Here is a 17053-nt window from a genome sequence, read left to right on the forward strand (position 1 = left end):
GCGGATTTAATTCCGGCCGGTCGCCGGAGAAATTCTCGTGGCGCGTTGCCTCGATTTCTACCACCGCTGGCACAGATATTCGGCGCGGCAGCGGAACGCGGAGCTCACGGCCGTGTCGAGGTGTCGTCAGGACCTCGGTCGTCGGAGCCGCATTCCTGGTGCGCGTAGCGCTGTTCGCGCCGGGGGTCGGCGGCCACGGCCGGTGCGACGGTTCGGTGTGGGCCATGGTGCCCCCACGAGGTGCCGTGGGATCTCACACCGTGTTGCCGCGGCGGTGCGGGGCATGAAACGCCGCCGCCGGATGGGCGACATGTCCGTGTGATGGGTCGTCCGTAGCGTCGGGGCCGTGCGGCGAGGCGGCTCGGCGCGGGATGGGGGCGCGGTGGCGACCGGAAGCACGGGGCCGGGCGAGCCGACGCGAGTGCGGACGGTCTGCTCGTACTGCGGGGTCGGCTGCGGGATGGTCCTGGACATCGGGGCGGGCCCGGACGGGCGGCGGGTGGTCCGCAAGGCGTCGGGCGACAAGGCGCACCCGGCGAACGCGGGGCGGCTGTGCACCAAGGGCGCCACGACCGCCGACATGCTCGCCGCCCCGGGTCGGCTGAGTACCGCGCTGGTGCGGGCCGAGCGCGGTGCGGAGGCCGTCGCCGCCGATGTGGACGCCGCGATCGAGGAGGCCGCGCGCCGGTTCCGGGCGGTGGTCGACGAGCACGGGCCGGACGCGTTCGCGCTGTACGTGTCGGGCCAGATGAGCCTGGAAGCCCAGTACCTCGCGAACAAGCTCGCCAAGGGGTTCGTCGGCACGAACCAGATCGAGTCGAACTCGCGGCTGTGCATGGCCAGTGCGGGCACCGGCTACAAGCTGTCGCTGGGCGCGGACGGCCCGCCGGGTTCGTACGACGACTTCGCGAAGGCCGACGTGTTCCTGGTGATCGGCTCGAACATGGCCGACTGCCACCCGATCCTGTTCCTGCGGATGATGGAGCGGGTCAAGGCCGGCGCGAAGCTGATCGTCGTCGACCCGCGGCGCACCGCGACCGCCGACAAAGCCGACCTGTTCCTGCAGATCAAGCCCGGTGCGGACCTGGCGCTGCTGAACGGCTTGCTGCGCCTGCTGGTCGAGAACGGCCGCACGGACCCGGAGTTCATCGCCGCGCACACCGAAGGCTGGGAGGCGATGCCGGAGTTCCTCGCCGACTACCCGCCTGCCGTGGTCGCCGGGCTGACCGGCATACCCGAGGACGCCGTCCGCACCGCCGCGGAGTGGATCGGCGAGGCCGCCGAGTGGATGTCGTGCTGGACGATGGGCCTCAACCAGAGCACCCACGGCACGTGGAACACGAACGCGCTGGTGAACCTGCACCTGGCCACCGGCGCGATCTGCCGCCCCGGCAGCGGCCCGTTCTCCCTCACCGGCCAGCCGAACGCCATGGGCGGCCGCGAGATGGGCTACATGGGTCCGGGGCTGCCGGGCCAGCGTTCGGTGCTGGCCGCCGAGGACCGCGCGTTCACGGAGGAGCTGTGGGGCATCTCCCCCGGCACGCTCCGCGAGGACGGCGTCGGCAAGGGCACGGTCGAGATGTTCGAGCGGATGGCGGAAGGCCGCATCAAAGCCTGCTGGATCATCTGCACCAACCCGGTCGCCTCGGTCGCCAACCGCAAGACCGTGATCGCCGGTCTGGAGGCCGCGGAATTCGTGGTGGCCCAGGACGTGTTCGCCGACACCGAGACCAACGGCTACGCCGACGTCGTGCTGCCGGGGGCGTTGTGGACCGAGACCGAGGGCGTCCTGATCAACAGCGAGCGGAGCCTCACGTTGGCGCGGCCGGGCGTCGACCCGCCGGGCGAGGCTACCGCCGACTGGCGCATCATCGCCCGGATCGCACAGGCCATGGGCTACACCGAGGCCTTCGCGTACGAGTCGGCCGAGGACGTCTTCGAGGAGATCAAGCGCGCCTACAACCCCAAGACCGGCTGGGATCTGCGCGGGATCACCTACGACCGGCTCCGCGAGACTCCCGTCCAGTGGCCCGCCGCGCCGGGCGGACCGGCCCGCAACCCGATCCGCTACCTGGACGAGAGCGGACGGCCGGTCTTCCCGACGGCCGCCGGCCGGGCGGTGTTCTTCCCCCGCCCGCACGTGCCCGCGAAGGAGATGCCGGACGACGACTACCCGTTCGTCCTCAACACCGGGCGGCTCCCGCACCAGTGGCACACGCTCACCAAGACCGGCCGGGTCGGCAAACTCAACAGGCTCGACCCGGCCCCGTTCGTCGAGATCCACCCGGACGACGCTCGCGCGCTCGGGCTGGCCGACGGCGACCCGGTCGAGGTCGCGTCGCGCCGCGGCAAAGCCGTCCTGCCCGCCGTGGTCACCGAACGGGTGCGCCCCGGCTGCTGCTTCGCGCCGTTCCACTGGAACGACCTGTACGGCGAATACCTCAGCGTCAACGCGGTCACCAACGACGCCGTCGACCCGCTGTCGTTCCAGCCGGAGTTCAAAGTCTGCGCCGTCACCTTGGCCAAGTCTGCGGTGCCGGTCGCGGTCGCGCCGCCGGGCCACGGCGCGTCCGAGCCCCACGTTCTCCCGCTCCTCGAACCGGTGCCGGCGGGCGGGCCGCGAGGAGGCGACGGCACCGCGCTTGCCGGGCTGCTCGGCATCCCGCCGCAGGCGCCCCCGGTCTTCGACGCCGACGAACGCCGCTACCTGGCCGGGTTCCTCACCGGTCTGGACTCCGGTCCGCCCGGCGTGCCGGTGCTTCCCGCCGGGGCGCCGTTGCGGCCCGAGCATGCGCTCTGGGTCGACGGGCTGCTGGCCGGGTGGTTCTCCCGGCAGGCCACCGCGGCGCCGCCCCGGCCCGAGCACCCAGCGGGCGACGTGCCGCCGGCGAAGCCCGCGGTGGCGGTGCTGTGGGCCTCGCAGACGGGCAACGCCGAGGAGTTCGCCAAGCTTGCCGCGCAGCGGCTGACCGCGGCCGGCCACGAGGTCACCCTCCTCGACATGGACGGCGCCGACCCCGCGTCGCTGCCCGCAGCCGACGCCCTCCTGATCACCAGCACGTTCGGCGACGGCGACGCCCCCGACAACGGCACCGGCTTCTGGGACGCCCTCGCCGCGGCCACCGGCTCCCTGGACCACCTGCGGTACGCGGTACTCGCGTTCGGCGACTCGTCCTACGACGACTTCTGCGGCCACGGCCGCCGCCTCGACCACCGCCTCGAAGAACTCGGCGCCACCCGCCTGCTGCCGCGCACCGACTGCGAACCCGAATTCGACGCCCCGGCCGCGGCCTGGCTCGACGACGTCCTCGCCGCCCTCGGCACCACGGCAGCAGGAACCGGCTCCGCGCCCTCGCCTTCCGCCGCCGCGGCACCCGGCACCGGGAGAGGCCGCAGCAGCGAACGGCACGCCCACGAGCCCGCCGAACTCGTCGGCAACCGCCTGCTGAGCCTGCCCGGCGCGGCCAAGGAGGTCCGGCAGTTCACGTTCGACCTCACCGGCACGCCGTTGGCCTACCAGGCCGGCGACGCGCTCGGCATCCGTCCGGCGAACTCCCCTGCGCTGGTCGCCGAATGGCTCGCGCTCACCGGCATCGACGCGGCCGTGCCCGTCGACCTGGACGGGGTCGGCACCCTGGCGTTCGGCGAGGCGCTGCACCGCCACCTGGACATCACCCGGACCGGCACCGACCTGCTGAGGTTCTTCGCGGACCGCACCGGGGACCGTCTGCTGCGCAAGCTGCTGCGCCACGACAACAAGGGCGAACTCGCCCAGTGGGGCTGGGGACGCCAGGCCGCCGACGTGCTCGCCGAATACCCGGTCCGGGCAAGCGCGCAGGAATGGGCGGACGTCCTCACGCGCCTCCGCAGCCGCCTCTACTCCATCTCGTCCAGCCCGCGCACCGACCCCGCACTGGTCTCCCTGACCGTCTCCGTCGTCCGCTACGAGAACAGCCGCGGCCGGGCGCGCACCGGGGTCTGCTCCGCCTTCCTCGCGGACGCCGAACCCGGCACCCGCATACCCGTCGCGGTGCAGCCGTCCCCGCACTTCCGGCCGCCCGCCGACCCCGCCACTCCCATGGTCATGATCGGCCCGGGCACCGGTGTCGCCCCGTTCCTCGGCTTCCTCGACGACCGGCGCGCCCAAGGCCACCGCGCCCCGAACTGGCTCTTCTTCGGCGAACAGCACGAAGCCACCGACTTCTACTACCGCGACGAACTCGATGCCCTGCGCCGCGACGGCACGCTGCACCGGCTCGACACGGCCTTCTCCCGCGACCAGCGCAACAAGGTCTACGTCCAGGACCGCATGCGCGAACACGGCCGCCGGCTCTGGGCGTGGCTCGAGGACGGCGCCCACTTCTACGTCTGCGGGGACGCCTCCCGGATGGCGAAGGACGTCGACGCCGCACTCCGCGACATCGTCGCCACACACGGCGGCCTCGACGACCAGGCCGCCGGGGCTTACGTCAAACGCCTGGCCACCGACAAGCGCTACGTCCGCGACGTCTACTGACCTTCCGGCGGCGGTCTCACCGCTCCGGGCGTGCTCCCGTGGCGCGACGTCGCGTTGCCCGGACGGACCGGACCAGGGTGCCCGGCCGCATCATGCTGTCGGGACCTGCGAGCATGTGCATGACGTCGAGGAACTTCCGGGCGACCTTCGGGTCGGTCACGGACGCCCGCAGGACCATGTCGCCGATCGCGTTCTTGAGGGCGAAGCCCCAGGGCCGCGGGGCGTCGACGTGGGGCAGGCGCAGGTCGTCGAGGACCGATGTCTGCCAGGCGGCGTCCACGACGCGCCGGACGGCCTTGAAGTAGCGCAGCGGCGGCTCGTTCGGACCGGGCCGTGCATCGAGGTGGTCGGCAAGGCAGGCCGCGTGCAGGGCGGCGGAGGACATGCCCTGGCCGTAGACCGGGTTGAGGGACGCGACCGCGTCCCCGACGCACACCAGCCCGGCCGGGAACCGCGAGACCTTGTGGAAGTCGCGCCGCCGGCTGTCGGGATGCCGGTAGACCGCGATGTCGCCGAGGAGTTCGCCGTTGGCGGCGAGCTTGCCGAATTCGTCCGCCGGATCGTCGCGGCAGCGGGCGAGGAAGTCCTCGGAGTCGCGGCGCGGCCGGTCGTCCGCATAGCCGGCCACCAGGGCGACCCACCTGTCGCCCTCCACCCTGCCCGCCGTGGCGACCCGGACGCGGCCGCCGGGGCCGTGGGTGATCGACTGCCCCAGCGTCATGCCGTCGAGCACTCCGGGCGGCGTGCGCAACAGCGCGGTCGCGTAGCCGAGGTCGACAGGTACGCGCCGCAACGGCGGTTCGGGCCAGCCGTGGTCGGCGAGCCACGACCCGATGCGGCTCGCCCTGCCGGTGGCGTCGACCACGAAATCGGCGTCGAGGGTGTCTTCGTCGGCGGCGCTGCCGCGGGTGACGCGGACGCCCCGGACACGCCCCCCGCCGATCACCAGCCCGGCGGCACTGCCGACGTGCAGTCGGACACGCTCGTCCGCCAGGACGCGGCGTCGGATGTGCGCTTCCAGGAACGGCCGCGTGGCACTCACCATCGGCAGGTCTCCGACCAGGATCCGCCGTCGGCCGTCGAGGTACGTGTGCACATCGCGTCCGCTGTTGCCCACGGCGGCGCCCGCGGCGGCGATCTCGTCGGTGAAACCGGGCAGCCATCGTTCGATGCCGCGCCGGCCTCCCTCCAGCAGGGCGTGCATCTGGGTGCCCTGCGGCACGCCGCGCCGCGCGTTTCCCTCGGCTGCCTGGTCCGCGTCCGCGCCGATGTCGTCGCGTTCGACGACGACCACCATGTCGGCGTGGCGGGTCAGCACTTGGGCGGCAAGCAGGCCGGCGACACTCCCGCCGACCACGACGGCTGTGCGCATGGCCATCCTCTCTCCGGAGACTGCCGCTCACAGTCCGCCACGGACGCGGCGGTGCCTTGCCGATTCGCGCACGTGTCCTGTGCGATTCCGGCCAGGTCGCGCGGTGGGGACAAGGCCCTGTCCGGAAATCTCCCGTCGGTCCTACGATTGCGTGTTTCCGTCCAGGCGCCGACCCGGGAGCCGGTCCTCGTGAGCCGTACCACCCAACCCCGTCGTCATACGGTCCGCGGGAACGCCGCGGCCCGGCACGGCAGACCCGCCGACCATCGCCCGCGGGCTCTGCTGACCCCGGGCTTCGCTCCACAACTCGGGGGCTCGGTATCCGACCTCGACGCATGGCGGGCCATGCTGCGCGACTGCATCGTCGAGTTGGACGCGGCACCGCTCGCGCACGCCGAAGCCGCTCCGGACGGGGACTATGCCGGCTGGGTGTACCGGCGCGACCTCGGGCCGATCGGCATCACGGACGTCGGCACCGACCCCGTCCGCGTGGCGCGCACGGCCCGGGCGATCCGCCGCAGCACCGACGCCTTCTTCCTCCTGTCGATCGCGCAACGCCCGACCTGGTCCCTGCACGCCGAGCACCAGACCAGCATGAGCGCGGGAGACGCCGTCCTCCTGGACAGCGCGCAGCCGTTCCGGCTGGCAGCGGACGACTTCGGGCACCACGTGGTGGTCAACCTCCCCAAGTCCCACCTGACGCGGACCTTTCGCATGGCCCGTGACGTGCTGGGGCGGCGGATACCCGCCGGGAACCCCATGCTGCGGGTCCTCATGGCAGGGGTGGCCGAGCTGGGCAGGGAACCCGGCAGCCTGCCCGACGGCTCGGAGACCGAAATCGGCCACACGTTCTCCGAACTGCTGGTCGCCACGCTGCGCTGGGAAGAGAACCCGCGGCCCGAGGACGCCGGGGCGGTGCTGGGCCGCCGGGCCCAACTCCTGCGCATGCAGGACTTCGCACGCAGGCACCTGGCCGAACCCGACCTTTCCCCGCGGCTGCTGGCCACGGCGTTCGGCGTCTCGCCCCGCTATGTGGAGGTCGCCTTCCGCGAAGGGGGCCTGAGCCCTTCCCGGTTCATCCGCGAGACCCGGCTGGAGACGGCCGCGCGCGTTCTCGCGGACCCCCGGCAGCGCCACCGGTCGATCGCCGCCGTGGCCCGGTCGGTCGGTATCGAGGGACCGAGCACGTTCGCCCGCATGTTCCGGGCCCGCTACGGCCTCAGCCCCAGGGACTTCCGGCATGCGCCGTTCGGGTGCGCCGCGGGCGATCCACCCGGCACGGAGGGACGCGAAGTGCCCCGCGGTTCGTGAATCGACAACTTCCCGTGCGCGGATGGCGGCATCACCGGCGGCCGGAGCGGCCATCCTCGGCCGTGCGAGTCGGGGGGCCTGCCGCCGGGGACACGACTCCCGAGGCTCGGCGGCCCCCGGCGCGCATCTGCTGTCCGAACCGACCTTGGGAACGAACGCTTGCTCCCCGACTCCACGGGCTCCGCGGAACGCACATCTGCCGCGGGCGGGAACAGAAGGCGGCGCCCCGGCCGAGCACTCGGCTTGGCCGGACGCCGCACACCCCCACGTTTTCCCCGTCCTCGCGCCACCCCCACCCGGTCGGCCGGCGGTGGACGCATCTTCGGATTCCGCACGATCAGGGCACGCATCGTCCTCCTGGTCCTGGTGCCGTCCCTGGCCTTGGCCGGGGTGTGGAGCACCTACACCCTCGACCGCTACCGCCAGGCGCGCGACCTGCACCAGACCCTGAGCGATGTGCAGCGGGTCGCGGTCAAGGGCGAGTTGGCGATGGTCGCCCTGCAGGAGGAACGCCGCCTGAGCATGGCGTTCCTGGCCGGGAGCGGCACCGACCGGGCCCGGCTCGACCGGCAGCGCGAGGCGACCGACCAGGCCTTGGGCGTGATGAGCCAGGCCGCCGGACCCGTCGTCGGCCACCAGGCACCCGAGCTGAAAGCCATCTTCGCCCGCATCTCCACGGGGCTGGCGGCGCTTCCCGGGTTCCGGCAGCAAGTGGATGCCCGGCAGCTCACGTCCGATGGCGCGTTCCGGTTCTACACCGGGGCCCTGGACACCGCGATGAGCTACTTCGAAGCCCAGGCGAGGGCCACCAACGACGCCGACACGGCGGCGGAAGGCGCCACGGCCGCGGCGCTGTTCCGCGCGCTGGAGTACTTCGCCCGGCAGAACGCGGTGCTGACCGCGGCGGTGGCTTCCCCCGGCGGGCCGAGTACGGCGCAGCGCGCCCAGTTCGACCAGTTGGTGGGCGCGCAGCGCGCGCAGTACGCGTTCGTCCGTCCCCAGCTCCGTGACGCCCAGGCAGCCCAGTTCGCGCAGATCGTCGGCAGTCCGGAATTCGCGGTTCTGGTGTCCGTGGAGGACGGCGTGTCGGCCCGCACCGGCAAGCTCACGGTCGATCCGGCGTGGCAGCCGACGATGCTGGACACCGCTGCGAAGCTTCAGGAACTCACGCTGATCCAGGTGGAGTTCGCGCGAGCGTACGGCAAGGAACGGGTGGACGAGCTGACCACCTCGGTCATCGTCGTCGGCGCCGTGACCCTGGGGTCGATCCTCCTTGCGGTGTTCGTCTCCGTCCTGGTGTCGCGGGCCTTGATCCGTCGCCTGAACCGTCTGCGCGACTCGACCCGGAAGCTCGCGAACGAACAGCTGCCGGATGTCGTGGCACGGCTCCAGCGCGGCGAGAAGGTCGACCCGGACGACGCCGCAGCCCACTTCGACCACGGCCACGACGAGGTCGGCGAAGTGGCCGCCGCGTTCGACGCGGCCCAACGCACCGCGGTGCGGGCCGCGATCGAGCAGGCCGAGACGCGGCAGGGCATCAGCCGGGTCTTCCTCAACCTCGCGCACCGCAGCCAGGGCCTGGTGCACCGCCAGCTCGCCCTGCTGGACAAGCTGGAGCGCGAGCACGAGGACCCCGACCTGCTGGCCGAGCTGTTCCAGGCGGACCACCTGGCGACGCGCATGCGGCGCAATGCGGAGAACCTGTCGGTCCTCGGCGGAACGATGCCGGCCCGGCGTTGGCGCCGATCGGTGCGGCTCGCCGAGGTCCTGCGGGGCGCGGCTTCGCAGACCGAGGACTACTCCCGGGTCAAGCTGACGATGGTCCCCGAGACCAGCCTCGCGGGACCGGTGGCCGGCGACGTGATGCACCTGCTGTCGGAGATCGTCGAGAACGCCACGTCGTTCTCGCCCCCGCACACCAAGGTCGGGATCAGCGCCGAGATCGTGCCCAACGGGCTCGGCATCGAGATCGAGGACCGCGGCCTCGGCATGTCCGCGGAAGCCCTCGACGAGGCCAACCGGCTCCTCGCGACCGCGCAGGAGTTCAACGTCATGGGGTTCACCCAGGACTCCCGGATCGGCCTCTTCGTCGTCGCCCGGCTCGCCCATCGGCACGGCATCTCGGTCAGCCTGCGCTCCTCGCCTTACGGCGGTACGTCCGCGGTCGTCCTGCTGCCGCCGGGCCTGCTGGACGACCGGGACCCGCACGGCGCGGAATCCGACGGCAACGACGCCGACCGCGACCGCGACACGTTCCGCGGGAACGGCCCTGCCGCATCGCCGCGGCCCGTCGCCGTGCCCGCTCCGGCGGTCGAGGTCCGGCCCACGGCACCGTCGGCCGCCCCCGCCCCCGCACATGCCCCGCTCGTGCCCTTCCCCGGCCAGCACCCGCACGTCCACCCGCACGTCCACCCGCACGTCCACGCGGGCGTTCGCCCGCCGGCACCCGCCGGCCCCGCGGCGCCTCGCGAGGAACGCAGGCTCCCCCGCCGGGTCCGCCAAGCCAATCTCCGCCCGCAACTGCTCCGTCCGGCCGCCCCCGAGCCCGCACACCCCGGGGCGGACGTCGAGCAGCGCCCCGCCGACGAGATCCGGAACGCCATGACGGCGTTCCAGCGCGGTTCGTCCCAAGGGCGCGCGGACGCCGACCGATTCGAGGGCCTCGGCGGCGCACCCGAGAACCCGAACCCCCAAGGACAGTGGTGACCCCATGACCGCACTGCCGAACGACAGCGCCGAACTCAACTGGCTGCTCGACGACCTCGTCAAACGTGTGCCGCGCACCCGGCACGCCATCGTCCTGTCGTCCGACGGGCTGCTGATCGGCCACTCGGGCGCGATGGACCGCGACGACGCCGAGCACATGTCCGCGGTCGCGTCCGCGTTCCAGAGTCTCGCGCGGGGCGCGGGACGGCATTTCGGCGGCGGACGCGTGCGCCAGACCATCGTCGAACTGGAGAAGGTCTATCTGTTCGTCACCGGTGCCGGGCGCGGCGCGTGCCTGGCCGTCCTGGGCGAGGCCGACATCGACGTCGGCCTGGTGGCCTACGAGATGAACCTCATCGTCAAACGCGTGGGCGACGCCCTGTCCGCGGCCCCCCGCCACGGCGCAACGGCCGCCCAGCCGTTCTGAGATGGCCGGCCCCGACGACACGTGGTGGGACGAGGACGCCGGACCCATCGTGCGGTCCTTCGCCCGGTCCGGCGGCCGCACCCGCCCCAGCCGCGACGAGTTCAACCTCATCACCCTGATCCTCAGCGCCACCGACGACTCCGCGCTGCCCGGGTTGGAACCCGAGCACACCGGCATCCTGCGGCTCTGCACCGGCCGTCCGCTGTCGGTGGCGGAGATCGCCGCGAAGCTCGACCTGCCGCCCACCGTGGTCAAGGTCCTGCTCGGCGACCTACTCGACCTCGGGGCCATCCACACCCGCGCGCCGATCGCGTTGGCCGAAGCCCCCGACATCCACGTTCTCCAGGCGGTACTCGATGGCATTCGCAGGCTCTGACGCCCGGCCCGGCCCCCAGCTTCCCTCCGCGGTCAAAATCCTGATCTCGGGCGGCTTCGGCGTGGGGAAGACCACGATGGTCGGAGCGGTGAGCGAGGTACCGCCGCTGCGCACCGAAGAGGTGATCACCCGCGAGAGCGAAGGCGTCGACGACCTCACGGGGGTCGAGGGCAAGACGACGACGACCGTGGCGCTCGACTTCGGCCGGATCACGCTCGACGTCGGCATGGTGCTGTACCTGTTCGGCACACCCGGGCAGGACCGCTTCTGGTTCATGTGGGACGAACTGGCCATCGGCGCGATCGGCGCGATCGTCCTCGCGGATCCGCGCCGGCTGGAGGACTCGTTCCCCGCGGTCGACTATTTCGAGCTGCGCGGCGCGCCGTTCGTCGTCGCGGTGAACTGCTTCGACGGCCTCCGCGATTTCACACCCGAGGAGGTCGCCGACGCGCTCGACCTGGATCCGCACGTCCCGGTCGTGATGTGCGACGCCCGCGAACGGGAGTCCGCGAAGCTCGCCATGGTCACGTTGCTCGAGCACGCGCTGGCTTCCCGGGCGCCCGTGGCGACGCCTCGGTAGGCACGCAAGCCAACGGGGGCGGCCGAGGATCCGCAGGCGACTGGACACGGCCTAAGCCCCCGCCAGCCTCCGGATCACCGCCGCCACCGCCTCCCGTTCCTCCGCCGGGGACCGTTCCGGCGAGCCCGGGACCAGCATCCGGGTCAGCTGGGGGAAGACGATCCACGCGGCGGTCAGGGCCACGACCGCGTGCATGATGCGGCCCGCTTCGATCTCGTCGGTCACGTCTCCCGCCCGCTGGGCCTCGGCGATCGTGGCGATCTTCGCGTCGTAGTGGGCCGCACGCTCGCCCTCGGCCACCACGCTGTCCTGGCACTGGAGGCCTTCCCAGGCCAGCAGGCGGACGAAGTGCGGGTGGGCGCGGTGGTATTCGAAGACGCGGCCGGCGTAGTCGCCCAGGTCGAGGGCCGGCGTGGCGGTGAGGGGCACCGCGAGCGCGAGTTTGCCCAGCTCCGAGGCCAGGACGGCGTCGAAGAGCTTCTCCTTGTTGCCGAAGTACTGGTAGATGCGCTCCTGGTTGACGCCGGCGCGTTTGGCGATCCGGGCGACGCGGGCGCCGGCGGGGCCGTGTTCGGCGAACTCTTCGACGGCGGCGTCGAGGAGGAGCTGTTGTGTGCGTGCTGTGTCCCAGGCCATGGCCTCAGTGTAGCCCGAATCCAAGAAGACACTTGGAGTTTTGGCGGGACGTATGCCAGACTCCAATCAATCACTTGGAGATCGGCTTCGAGTGGCCCTGATCGGGGGAGATCACCATGTCCGCCACCGCCACCGCCACCGCCACGACCACCACCGCCGCAGCCGCCCCCTCCGTCCACCGGCGGGCGCTCATCACCTGGCTCGCCGTGTACCCGACGATCACGCTGGTCCTGGGCCTCCTGGGGCCCGCGACGGCGCACCTGCCGCTGCCGTTGCGCACGCTGATCCTGACCGGCTTCGTGGTGCCGACCGTGGCGTACGGCCTCATCCCGCTGCTGACCAAGGCCAACGCAGCCTTCTCCCGCCGCTAGCGCAAGCGGCCTCTACGATCGTTCGCATTGTTCGGCGGACGAGGAGAGGAACGTTCAATGCGCGCTCGGAGCATAGGAGCGGCCACCGCGACGGCTGTGGCGCTGGTGGCCGCCCGTGACCTCGTGCAGAAGAAGCACGCATTGCTGAGAAACTTCCCCGTCGTCGGCCACGCCCGCTACCTGGTGGAGCGGATCGGGCCGGAGCTGCGGCAGTACATCGTGACCTCCAACGAGGAGGAACGCCCCTTCAGCCGCGACCAGCGCACCTGGATCTACGCGTCGGCGAAGGAGGAGAACAACTACTTCGGGTTCGGCACCGACGTCGATGTCGAGCACATCCAGGGGCACGCGTATGTGAAGCAGCGCACGTTCGCCGACACCCTGCCCGACATGCACGACCCGCAGGCCCCGCTGCCGTCGGCCAAGGTGCTGGGCGGGCCGCGGGGGCGCGCCAAGGCGTTCCGGCCGGGAAGCGTCGTGAACATCTCGGCGATGAGCTTCGGCTCGCTGTCGGGTGCGGCCGTCTCGGCGCTCAACAAGGGCGCGGCGTTGGCGGGCACGATGCACAACACGGGCGAGGGCGGGCTCTCGCCGTACCACCGCAACGGCGGCGACCTCGTGCTGCAGATCGGTACGGCGTACTTCGGCTGCCGCAACGCGGACGGCACCTTCAACGTCGACAAGCTCCGGGAGGTCGTCGCCGGCGCCCCGGTGAAGGCCATCGAGATCAAGCTGTCCCAAGGCGCCAAGCCGGGGTTGGGCGGCATGCTGCCGGGCGCGAAGGTGACGCCGGAGATCGCCGGGATCCGCGGGATCCCGGTCGGTGAGGACTGCGCGTCGCCGTCGCGGCACAGCGCTTTCCACGACGTCGACTCGATGCTCGACTTCGTCGAGCTGATCGCCGCCGAGACCGGCCTGCCCGTCGGCGTCAAGAGCGCGGTCGGCGACATGGGCTTCTGGCAGGACCTGGCCGCGTTCATGGCGCGCGGCGACCGCGGCGTCGACTTCGTGACGATCGACGGCGGCGAGGGCGGCACCGGCGCGGCGCCGCTGATCTTCACCGACTCGGTGTCGCTGCCGTTCCGCATGGGCTTCTCGCGCGTCTACGGCACCTTCGCCGAGTTGGGCCTGACGGACGACCTGACGTTCATCGGCTCCGGCAAGCTCGGCCTGCCCGAGAACGCCGCGGTCGCCTTCGCGCTGGGCGTCGACATGATCAACGTCGGCCGCGAGGCGATGCTGTCGATCGGCTGCATCCAGGCGCAGAAGTGCCACACCGACAAGTGCCCCACCGGCATCGCCACCCAGAACGCGTGGCTGGCGCGCGGCATCGACCCGGCGTCGAAGTCCGCCCGCGCCGCCGCCTACCTGCGCACGCTGCGCAAGGAGCTGACGAAGGTCTCGGCGGCCGTCGGCGTCGCCCACCCGTCGCTGATCACCGCGACCGACATCGAGATCATGAACGGCGACTACGACGCGCGCACCCTCGCCGGCGTCTACGCGTACAAGAACGGCTGGGGCCGGCTCGGCGCTCCGCTGGCGGAGGAGATCACGGCGCTGATGAGCGCGAGCGGCACCAGGGTGCCGGACTCCCGGAAGTAGGGCCCAAGCAGGTCACCGGCTGGGTTACCGGCCAGAGCGTCGACGAGGTCACGGCGCACGCACCGCCGTGGCCTCGTCGGCCTCTCCGCGCCGGAATTCCGCTCAGCGCTGCGGCGGCACCACCCGTACCCGCTGCTCGGTCGGTGCCGCTTCCAGGTCGTCGAGCTGGGACAGGATCGTCGTGCGCAGGTCGTCGTAGTCGGCGAAGCGGTAGTCGTTGAAGAGGGTGTAGCCGGTCCACATCAGGTTGGCGCAGACGCGGGCCGGCACCCGTCCGGTGTGGGCGCCCATGCCGACCAGCGCAACGGACGTGATGCTGCCCGGGGAAGCCGCGTTCTGCTGGTGGATCGCCTGGAAGGCGGCCGCGCAGGCCAGGGCGACGTTCAGGGTCTCGCTGACGTTCTGCGCGGACGTCTCCATCGTCGGCGTCGAGATCAGGTACTTGGGGTTGACCGCGCCGGACGACACGCACACCGCGCTGCCGATCGGCAGCGTGCCCGCGAAACGGTCGCGTATCGCGCGCTGGACGCGGAGCTGGATGCCGGCGCCGAGGTGGCGCTTGACGACCGCGTCGAGGCCTCCATCCATGCGTCCGCGGGAGTTGGTCGGGCTGACCCAGGCGTCCACGTGCTGGTCGAGGATCGAGCCCTTGCGGATCTCGATGCCGGGTTCGTCGGCGAACGCCGCGCGCCAGGCCTCCACCACGTCGCCGTTGATGTCCGCCAGGACCACCTTCAGCGGCGGCGACGTGACGTGGTTCGAGGTCATGGGGCAACTCCGATCGCAGAACGATTGCTTCCGTCGCCGACGACGCTAACGCAGGAGGACGACAGTGCCGGTGGCGGACGCGGCGTGCGGACAACCGGGCCGCGGAGCCGCGTCGGCACAGTCCGCTACGTTCGACACCGTCGACTTGTTCGGCCGCCGATCCCCACCTTCCCTCCTTCGGAGTTGCCCTCATGCGCGACGAAACCGCCCCCGACGTCCCCGAGTCGGGCGCTCTCGAGTCGGAAACTCCCAAGCCCGGCACCCCTGAGCCCAACGCCCCCGAGCCCAACGCTGCCGAGCCCGGCGCCCCCGACGCGAACGACCCGCTGGCTCTCACCGAGCTGTTCAAAGGCGGCGGCGAGCCCTGGCTGCCGCTGCTGAAGCCGGTGATCGAGGCGCAGGCGGACGCGGCGTCGTACATCGGGGCGGGGCGCAGTCCCGAGGTCGTCCCGGTGCGGGAGTTGACGTTCCAGGCGCTGAAGCCGAATCCGCCGCACAAGTGGAAGGTGGTGGTGTTCGGGCAGAACCCCTATCCGCGGCCGGAGAGCGCGACCGGGATCGCGATGTTCGACAACACCTTCCACGACTGGGCGGACAGCCAGTTCGGCAAGGTCGTGAGCATCCGCTGCATCATCAAGGCCGCGGCGATGTGGAAGTACGAGATACCGAAGAAGACCCCGATCAAGGACATCCGGGCGCTGCTGAAGAAGCAGGAGACCGTGCAGCCGCCGGAGTGGTTCCAGGCGATGCTGACGCAGGGTGTGCTGCTGCTGAACGCGGCGCTGACGGCGAGCGCCGACGGGTCGAAGGGCGCGGACCGGCATACCGCGTTCTGGCGGCCGATCGTGGAGCGGATCGTCGAGGAGATCCTCAAGGCGAAGGAAGCCTCGGCGGATCCGGAGGACCGCGGGGTGGTCTTCGCGTGGTGGGGTGCCCACGCGCGGGCGTTGAAGTCGATCGTGCAGCGGTTGGAGAAGAAGTACCCGGGTGTCGAGGTCCGGCACATCGACCACTGCAATCCGGCCGCGCAGGGCGACATCTTCTGCGACGGCGACCATTTCGCGATGGTGAACGACGCGTTGGCCTCGCTGGGTGCCGAGCCGATCGACTGGCTGCCGAGTACGGGGTGGAACGACGCGGCGTCGGAGGCGGGCGGGTCGGATGCGGAACACGCGCAGCGGATGGGCGCGTTCATCGCGTCCACCATGGAACTGCACCAGCTGTACTTGGAACGTCTGGCGGGCGTCAAGGACGAAGGCCTCGTCCTGCCCGCGATCACCGGGGTGTTCGACACTCCGCTGATGGACTTCCGGGACGCGGTCGGGCCGGTGGCGGCGTTGCTGGCCGGGCTGGAGCGGCATGTCGACCGGTCGCACGACTTCGGCAAGCGGCGGGTGGACGCCGGGGCCGCGTCGCTGTCCGCCGATGCGATCGCCGCGCTGTACCTCTACACCTGCGAGTCGGCGTTCTACCGCGAGATCAACGCGATTCTGCGTTCCCCGGACCGGAGCAGGGTCGTCCCGTATTTGCCGTATCTGCGGCTGTTGTTCGCCGCCGTGGACGCGCTTCCGGTGCGCACCGAGCCGCTGTGGCGCGGGGTTTCGCTGGATCTGCGGGCGCAGTATCCGCTGGGGAAGACGGTGACGTGGTGGGGCGTCTCGTCGTGTACGTCGAAGCTGGGTGTGGCACGCGCGTTCCTGGGCAGCCGCGGCAAGCGGACGCTGTTCGAGGTGACGCCGGCGCGCGCCGTCGGGATCCGCAGCTTCTCGGCGTTCACCGACGAGGAGGAGTTCATCCTGCTGCCGGGCACGCAGTTGAAGGTCACCAGTGTGACGGCGGAGCGCGGCGGCATGTGCACGGTGAAGCTGGCGGAGCTGGCGGACGGGCCGCTGGTGTCGTAGCGGTCGGCGGACGGGTGGCGCCGCGCGCGGAACGCGGCGCTCCGGCCGGCGCGAAGGTGGCCGATTCACGGTGCCGAAAGGCGTGTTCCGGCGCTCTATCCTGTGATCCTCCTCACCGCCCGGGCCTCGCAGGCAACCCCGGGAGGGGGGCGCGCGGGCGCGACGCGCCGGGGAGCGCGGGTATTTCGCCACCCCTTCGCCTGGCTCGCCAGGGTGATCGCACGGTCACGGGAAGGCGGTTTGCGGGGCAGGATCGGACATACACGGTAACCACCCTGCCCAACAGGCAAGTTCGGTGTTCACCTCGGGGGACTCCGCCTGACGGTGCGCGCCGAACGACTATGCTCCGGAGGGCCCTGCGAGATGCGGTGATCACAGCCAGTGGTCTCCAATCGCGGTGGTGCCACTGACCGCTGGAGACGGGGTGGCCTCGGTTCCGATCCGCTCGGACACCGGAGGCGGGCGGCAACGGCGCGCGCGGGCGCGC

Annotated in this window: 12 protein-coding genes; 9 read left to right on the top strand and 3 right to left on the bottom strand. The window is 71.6% G+C overall.

The genetic code is table 11. From position 1 onward, the window contains the following. Positions 1–460 precede the first annotated feature (460 nt). Positions 461–4516 carry a bifunctional nitrate reductase/sulfite reductase flavoprotein subunit alpha gene (locus tag ABEA93_RS09905; protein WP_425584898.1) on the top strand — a complete coding sequence of 1352 codons (4056 nt, stop codon included), beginning with the start codon at positions 461–463 and terminating at the stop codon, positions 4514–4516. A 16-nt stretch (positions 4517–4532) separates the two neighbouring features. Here ABEA93_RS09905 and ABEA93_RS09910 read toward each other — a convergent pair whose 3' ends face one another. Beyond that, positions 4533–5888, bottom strand: a complete 1356-nt coding sequence (locus tag ABEA93_RS09910) for an FAD-dependent oxidoreductase (RefSeq protein WP_345675007.1) — start codon at positions 5886–5888, stop codon at positions 4533–4535. A gap of 189 nt (positions 5889–6077) precedes the next feature. Here ABEA93_RS09910 and ABEA93_RS09915 point away from each other — a divergent pair, with 189 nt between their 5' ends. The 5 genes from ABEA93_RS09915 (at position 6078) to ABEA93_RS09935 (ending at position 11288) form a co-directional block, all read left to right on the top strand. Beyond that, entirely contained in the window at positions 6078–7199 is a 1122-nt protein-coding gene (locus ABEA93_RS09915) for an AraC-like ligand-binding domain-containing protein (RefSeq protein WP_345675008.1), read from the top strand. A 366-nt stretch (positions 7200–7565) separates the two neighbouring features. After that, complete coding sequence (locus ABEA93_RS09920) at positions 7566–9905, top strand: sensor histidine kinase (protein WP_345675009.1); 2340 nt, start codon at positions 7566–7568, stop codon at positions 9903–9905. Positions 9906–9909: 4 nt separating this feature from the next. After that, the gene (locus ABEA93_RS09925; protein ID WP_345675010.1) at positions 9910–10332 is read left to right on the top strand and encodes a roadblock/LC7 domain-containing protein; all 423 of its coding nucleotides are present in this window, start codon (positions 9910–9912) and stop codon (positions 10330–10332) included. 1 nt (position 10333) lies between these two features. Then, the gene (locus ABEA93_RS09930) at positions 10334–10708 is read left to right on the top strand and encodes a DUF742 domain-containing protein (protein ID WP_345675011.1); all 375 of its coding nucleotides are present in this window, start codon (positions 10334–10336) and stop codon (positions 10706–10708) included. Further along, positions 10689–11288, top strand: a complete 600-nt coding sequence (locus ABEA93_RS09935; RefSeq protein WP_345675012.1) for a GTP-binding protein — start codon at positions 10689–10691, stop codon at positions 11286–11288. The genes ABEA93_RS09930 and ABEA93_RS09935 overlap by 20 nt, the downstream gene beginning before the upstream one ends. A 51-nt stretch (positions 11289–11339) precedes the next feature. On the opposite strand, the gene ABEA93_RS09940 is transcribed toward ABEA93_RS09935, so the two are convergent. Beyond that, complete coding sequence (locus ABEA93_RS09940) at positions 11340–11924, bottom strand: TetR/AcrR family transcriptional regulator (RefSeq protein WP_345675013.1); 585 nt, start codon at positions 11922–11924, stop codon at positions 11340–11342. Between the two features lie 116 nt (positions 11925–12040). On the opposite strand from ABEA93_RS09940, the gene ABEA93_RS09945 reads away from it, so the two are divergent. After that, positions 12041–12295, top strand: a complete 255-nt coding sequence (locus ABEA93_RS09945; protein WP_345675014.1) for a putative antibiotic biosynthesis monooxygenase — start codon at positions 12041–12043, stop codon at positions 12293–12295. Between the two features lie 57 nt (positions 12296–12352). Then, positions 12353–13897 (top strand): FMN-binding glutamate synthase family protein, encoded by a 1545-nt coding sequence (locus tag ABEA93_RS09950; protein WP_345675015.1) that lies wholly within the window; start codon positions 12353–12355, stop codon positions 13895–13897. A 102-nt stretch (positions 13898–13999) separates the two neighbouring features. Here ABEA93_RS09950 and ABEA93_RS09955 read toward each other — a convergent pair whose 3' ends face one another. Next, complete coding sequence (locus ABEA93_RS09955) at positions 14000–14665, bottom strand: macro domain-containing protein (RefSeq protein WP_345675016.1); 666 nt, start codon at positions 14663–14665, stop codon at positions 14000–14002. Between the two features lie 191 nt (positions 14666–14856). Between ABEA93_RS09955 and ABEA93_RS09960 the strand changes: the two genes are divergently transcribed. Next, positions 14857–16566: an ADP-ribosyltransferase domain-containing protein gene (locus ABEA93_RS09960; protein ID WP_345675017.1), complete on the top strand. Its 1710-nt coding sequence runs from the start codon at positions 14857–14859 to the stop codon at positions 16564–16566. The last annotated feature ends 487 nt before the right edge of the window (positions 16567–17053 follow it).

This window comes from Yinghuangia aomiensis, from assembly GCF_039542225.1.
GTDB classification, from domain to species: domain Bacteria; phylum Actinomycetota; class Actinomycetes; order Streptomycetales; family Streptomycetaceae; genus Yinghuangia; species Yinghuangia aomiensis.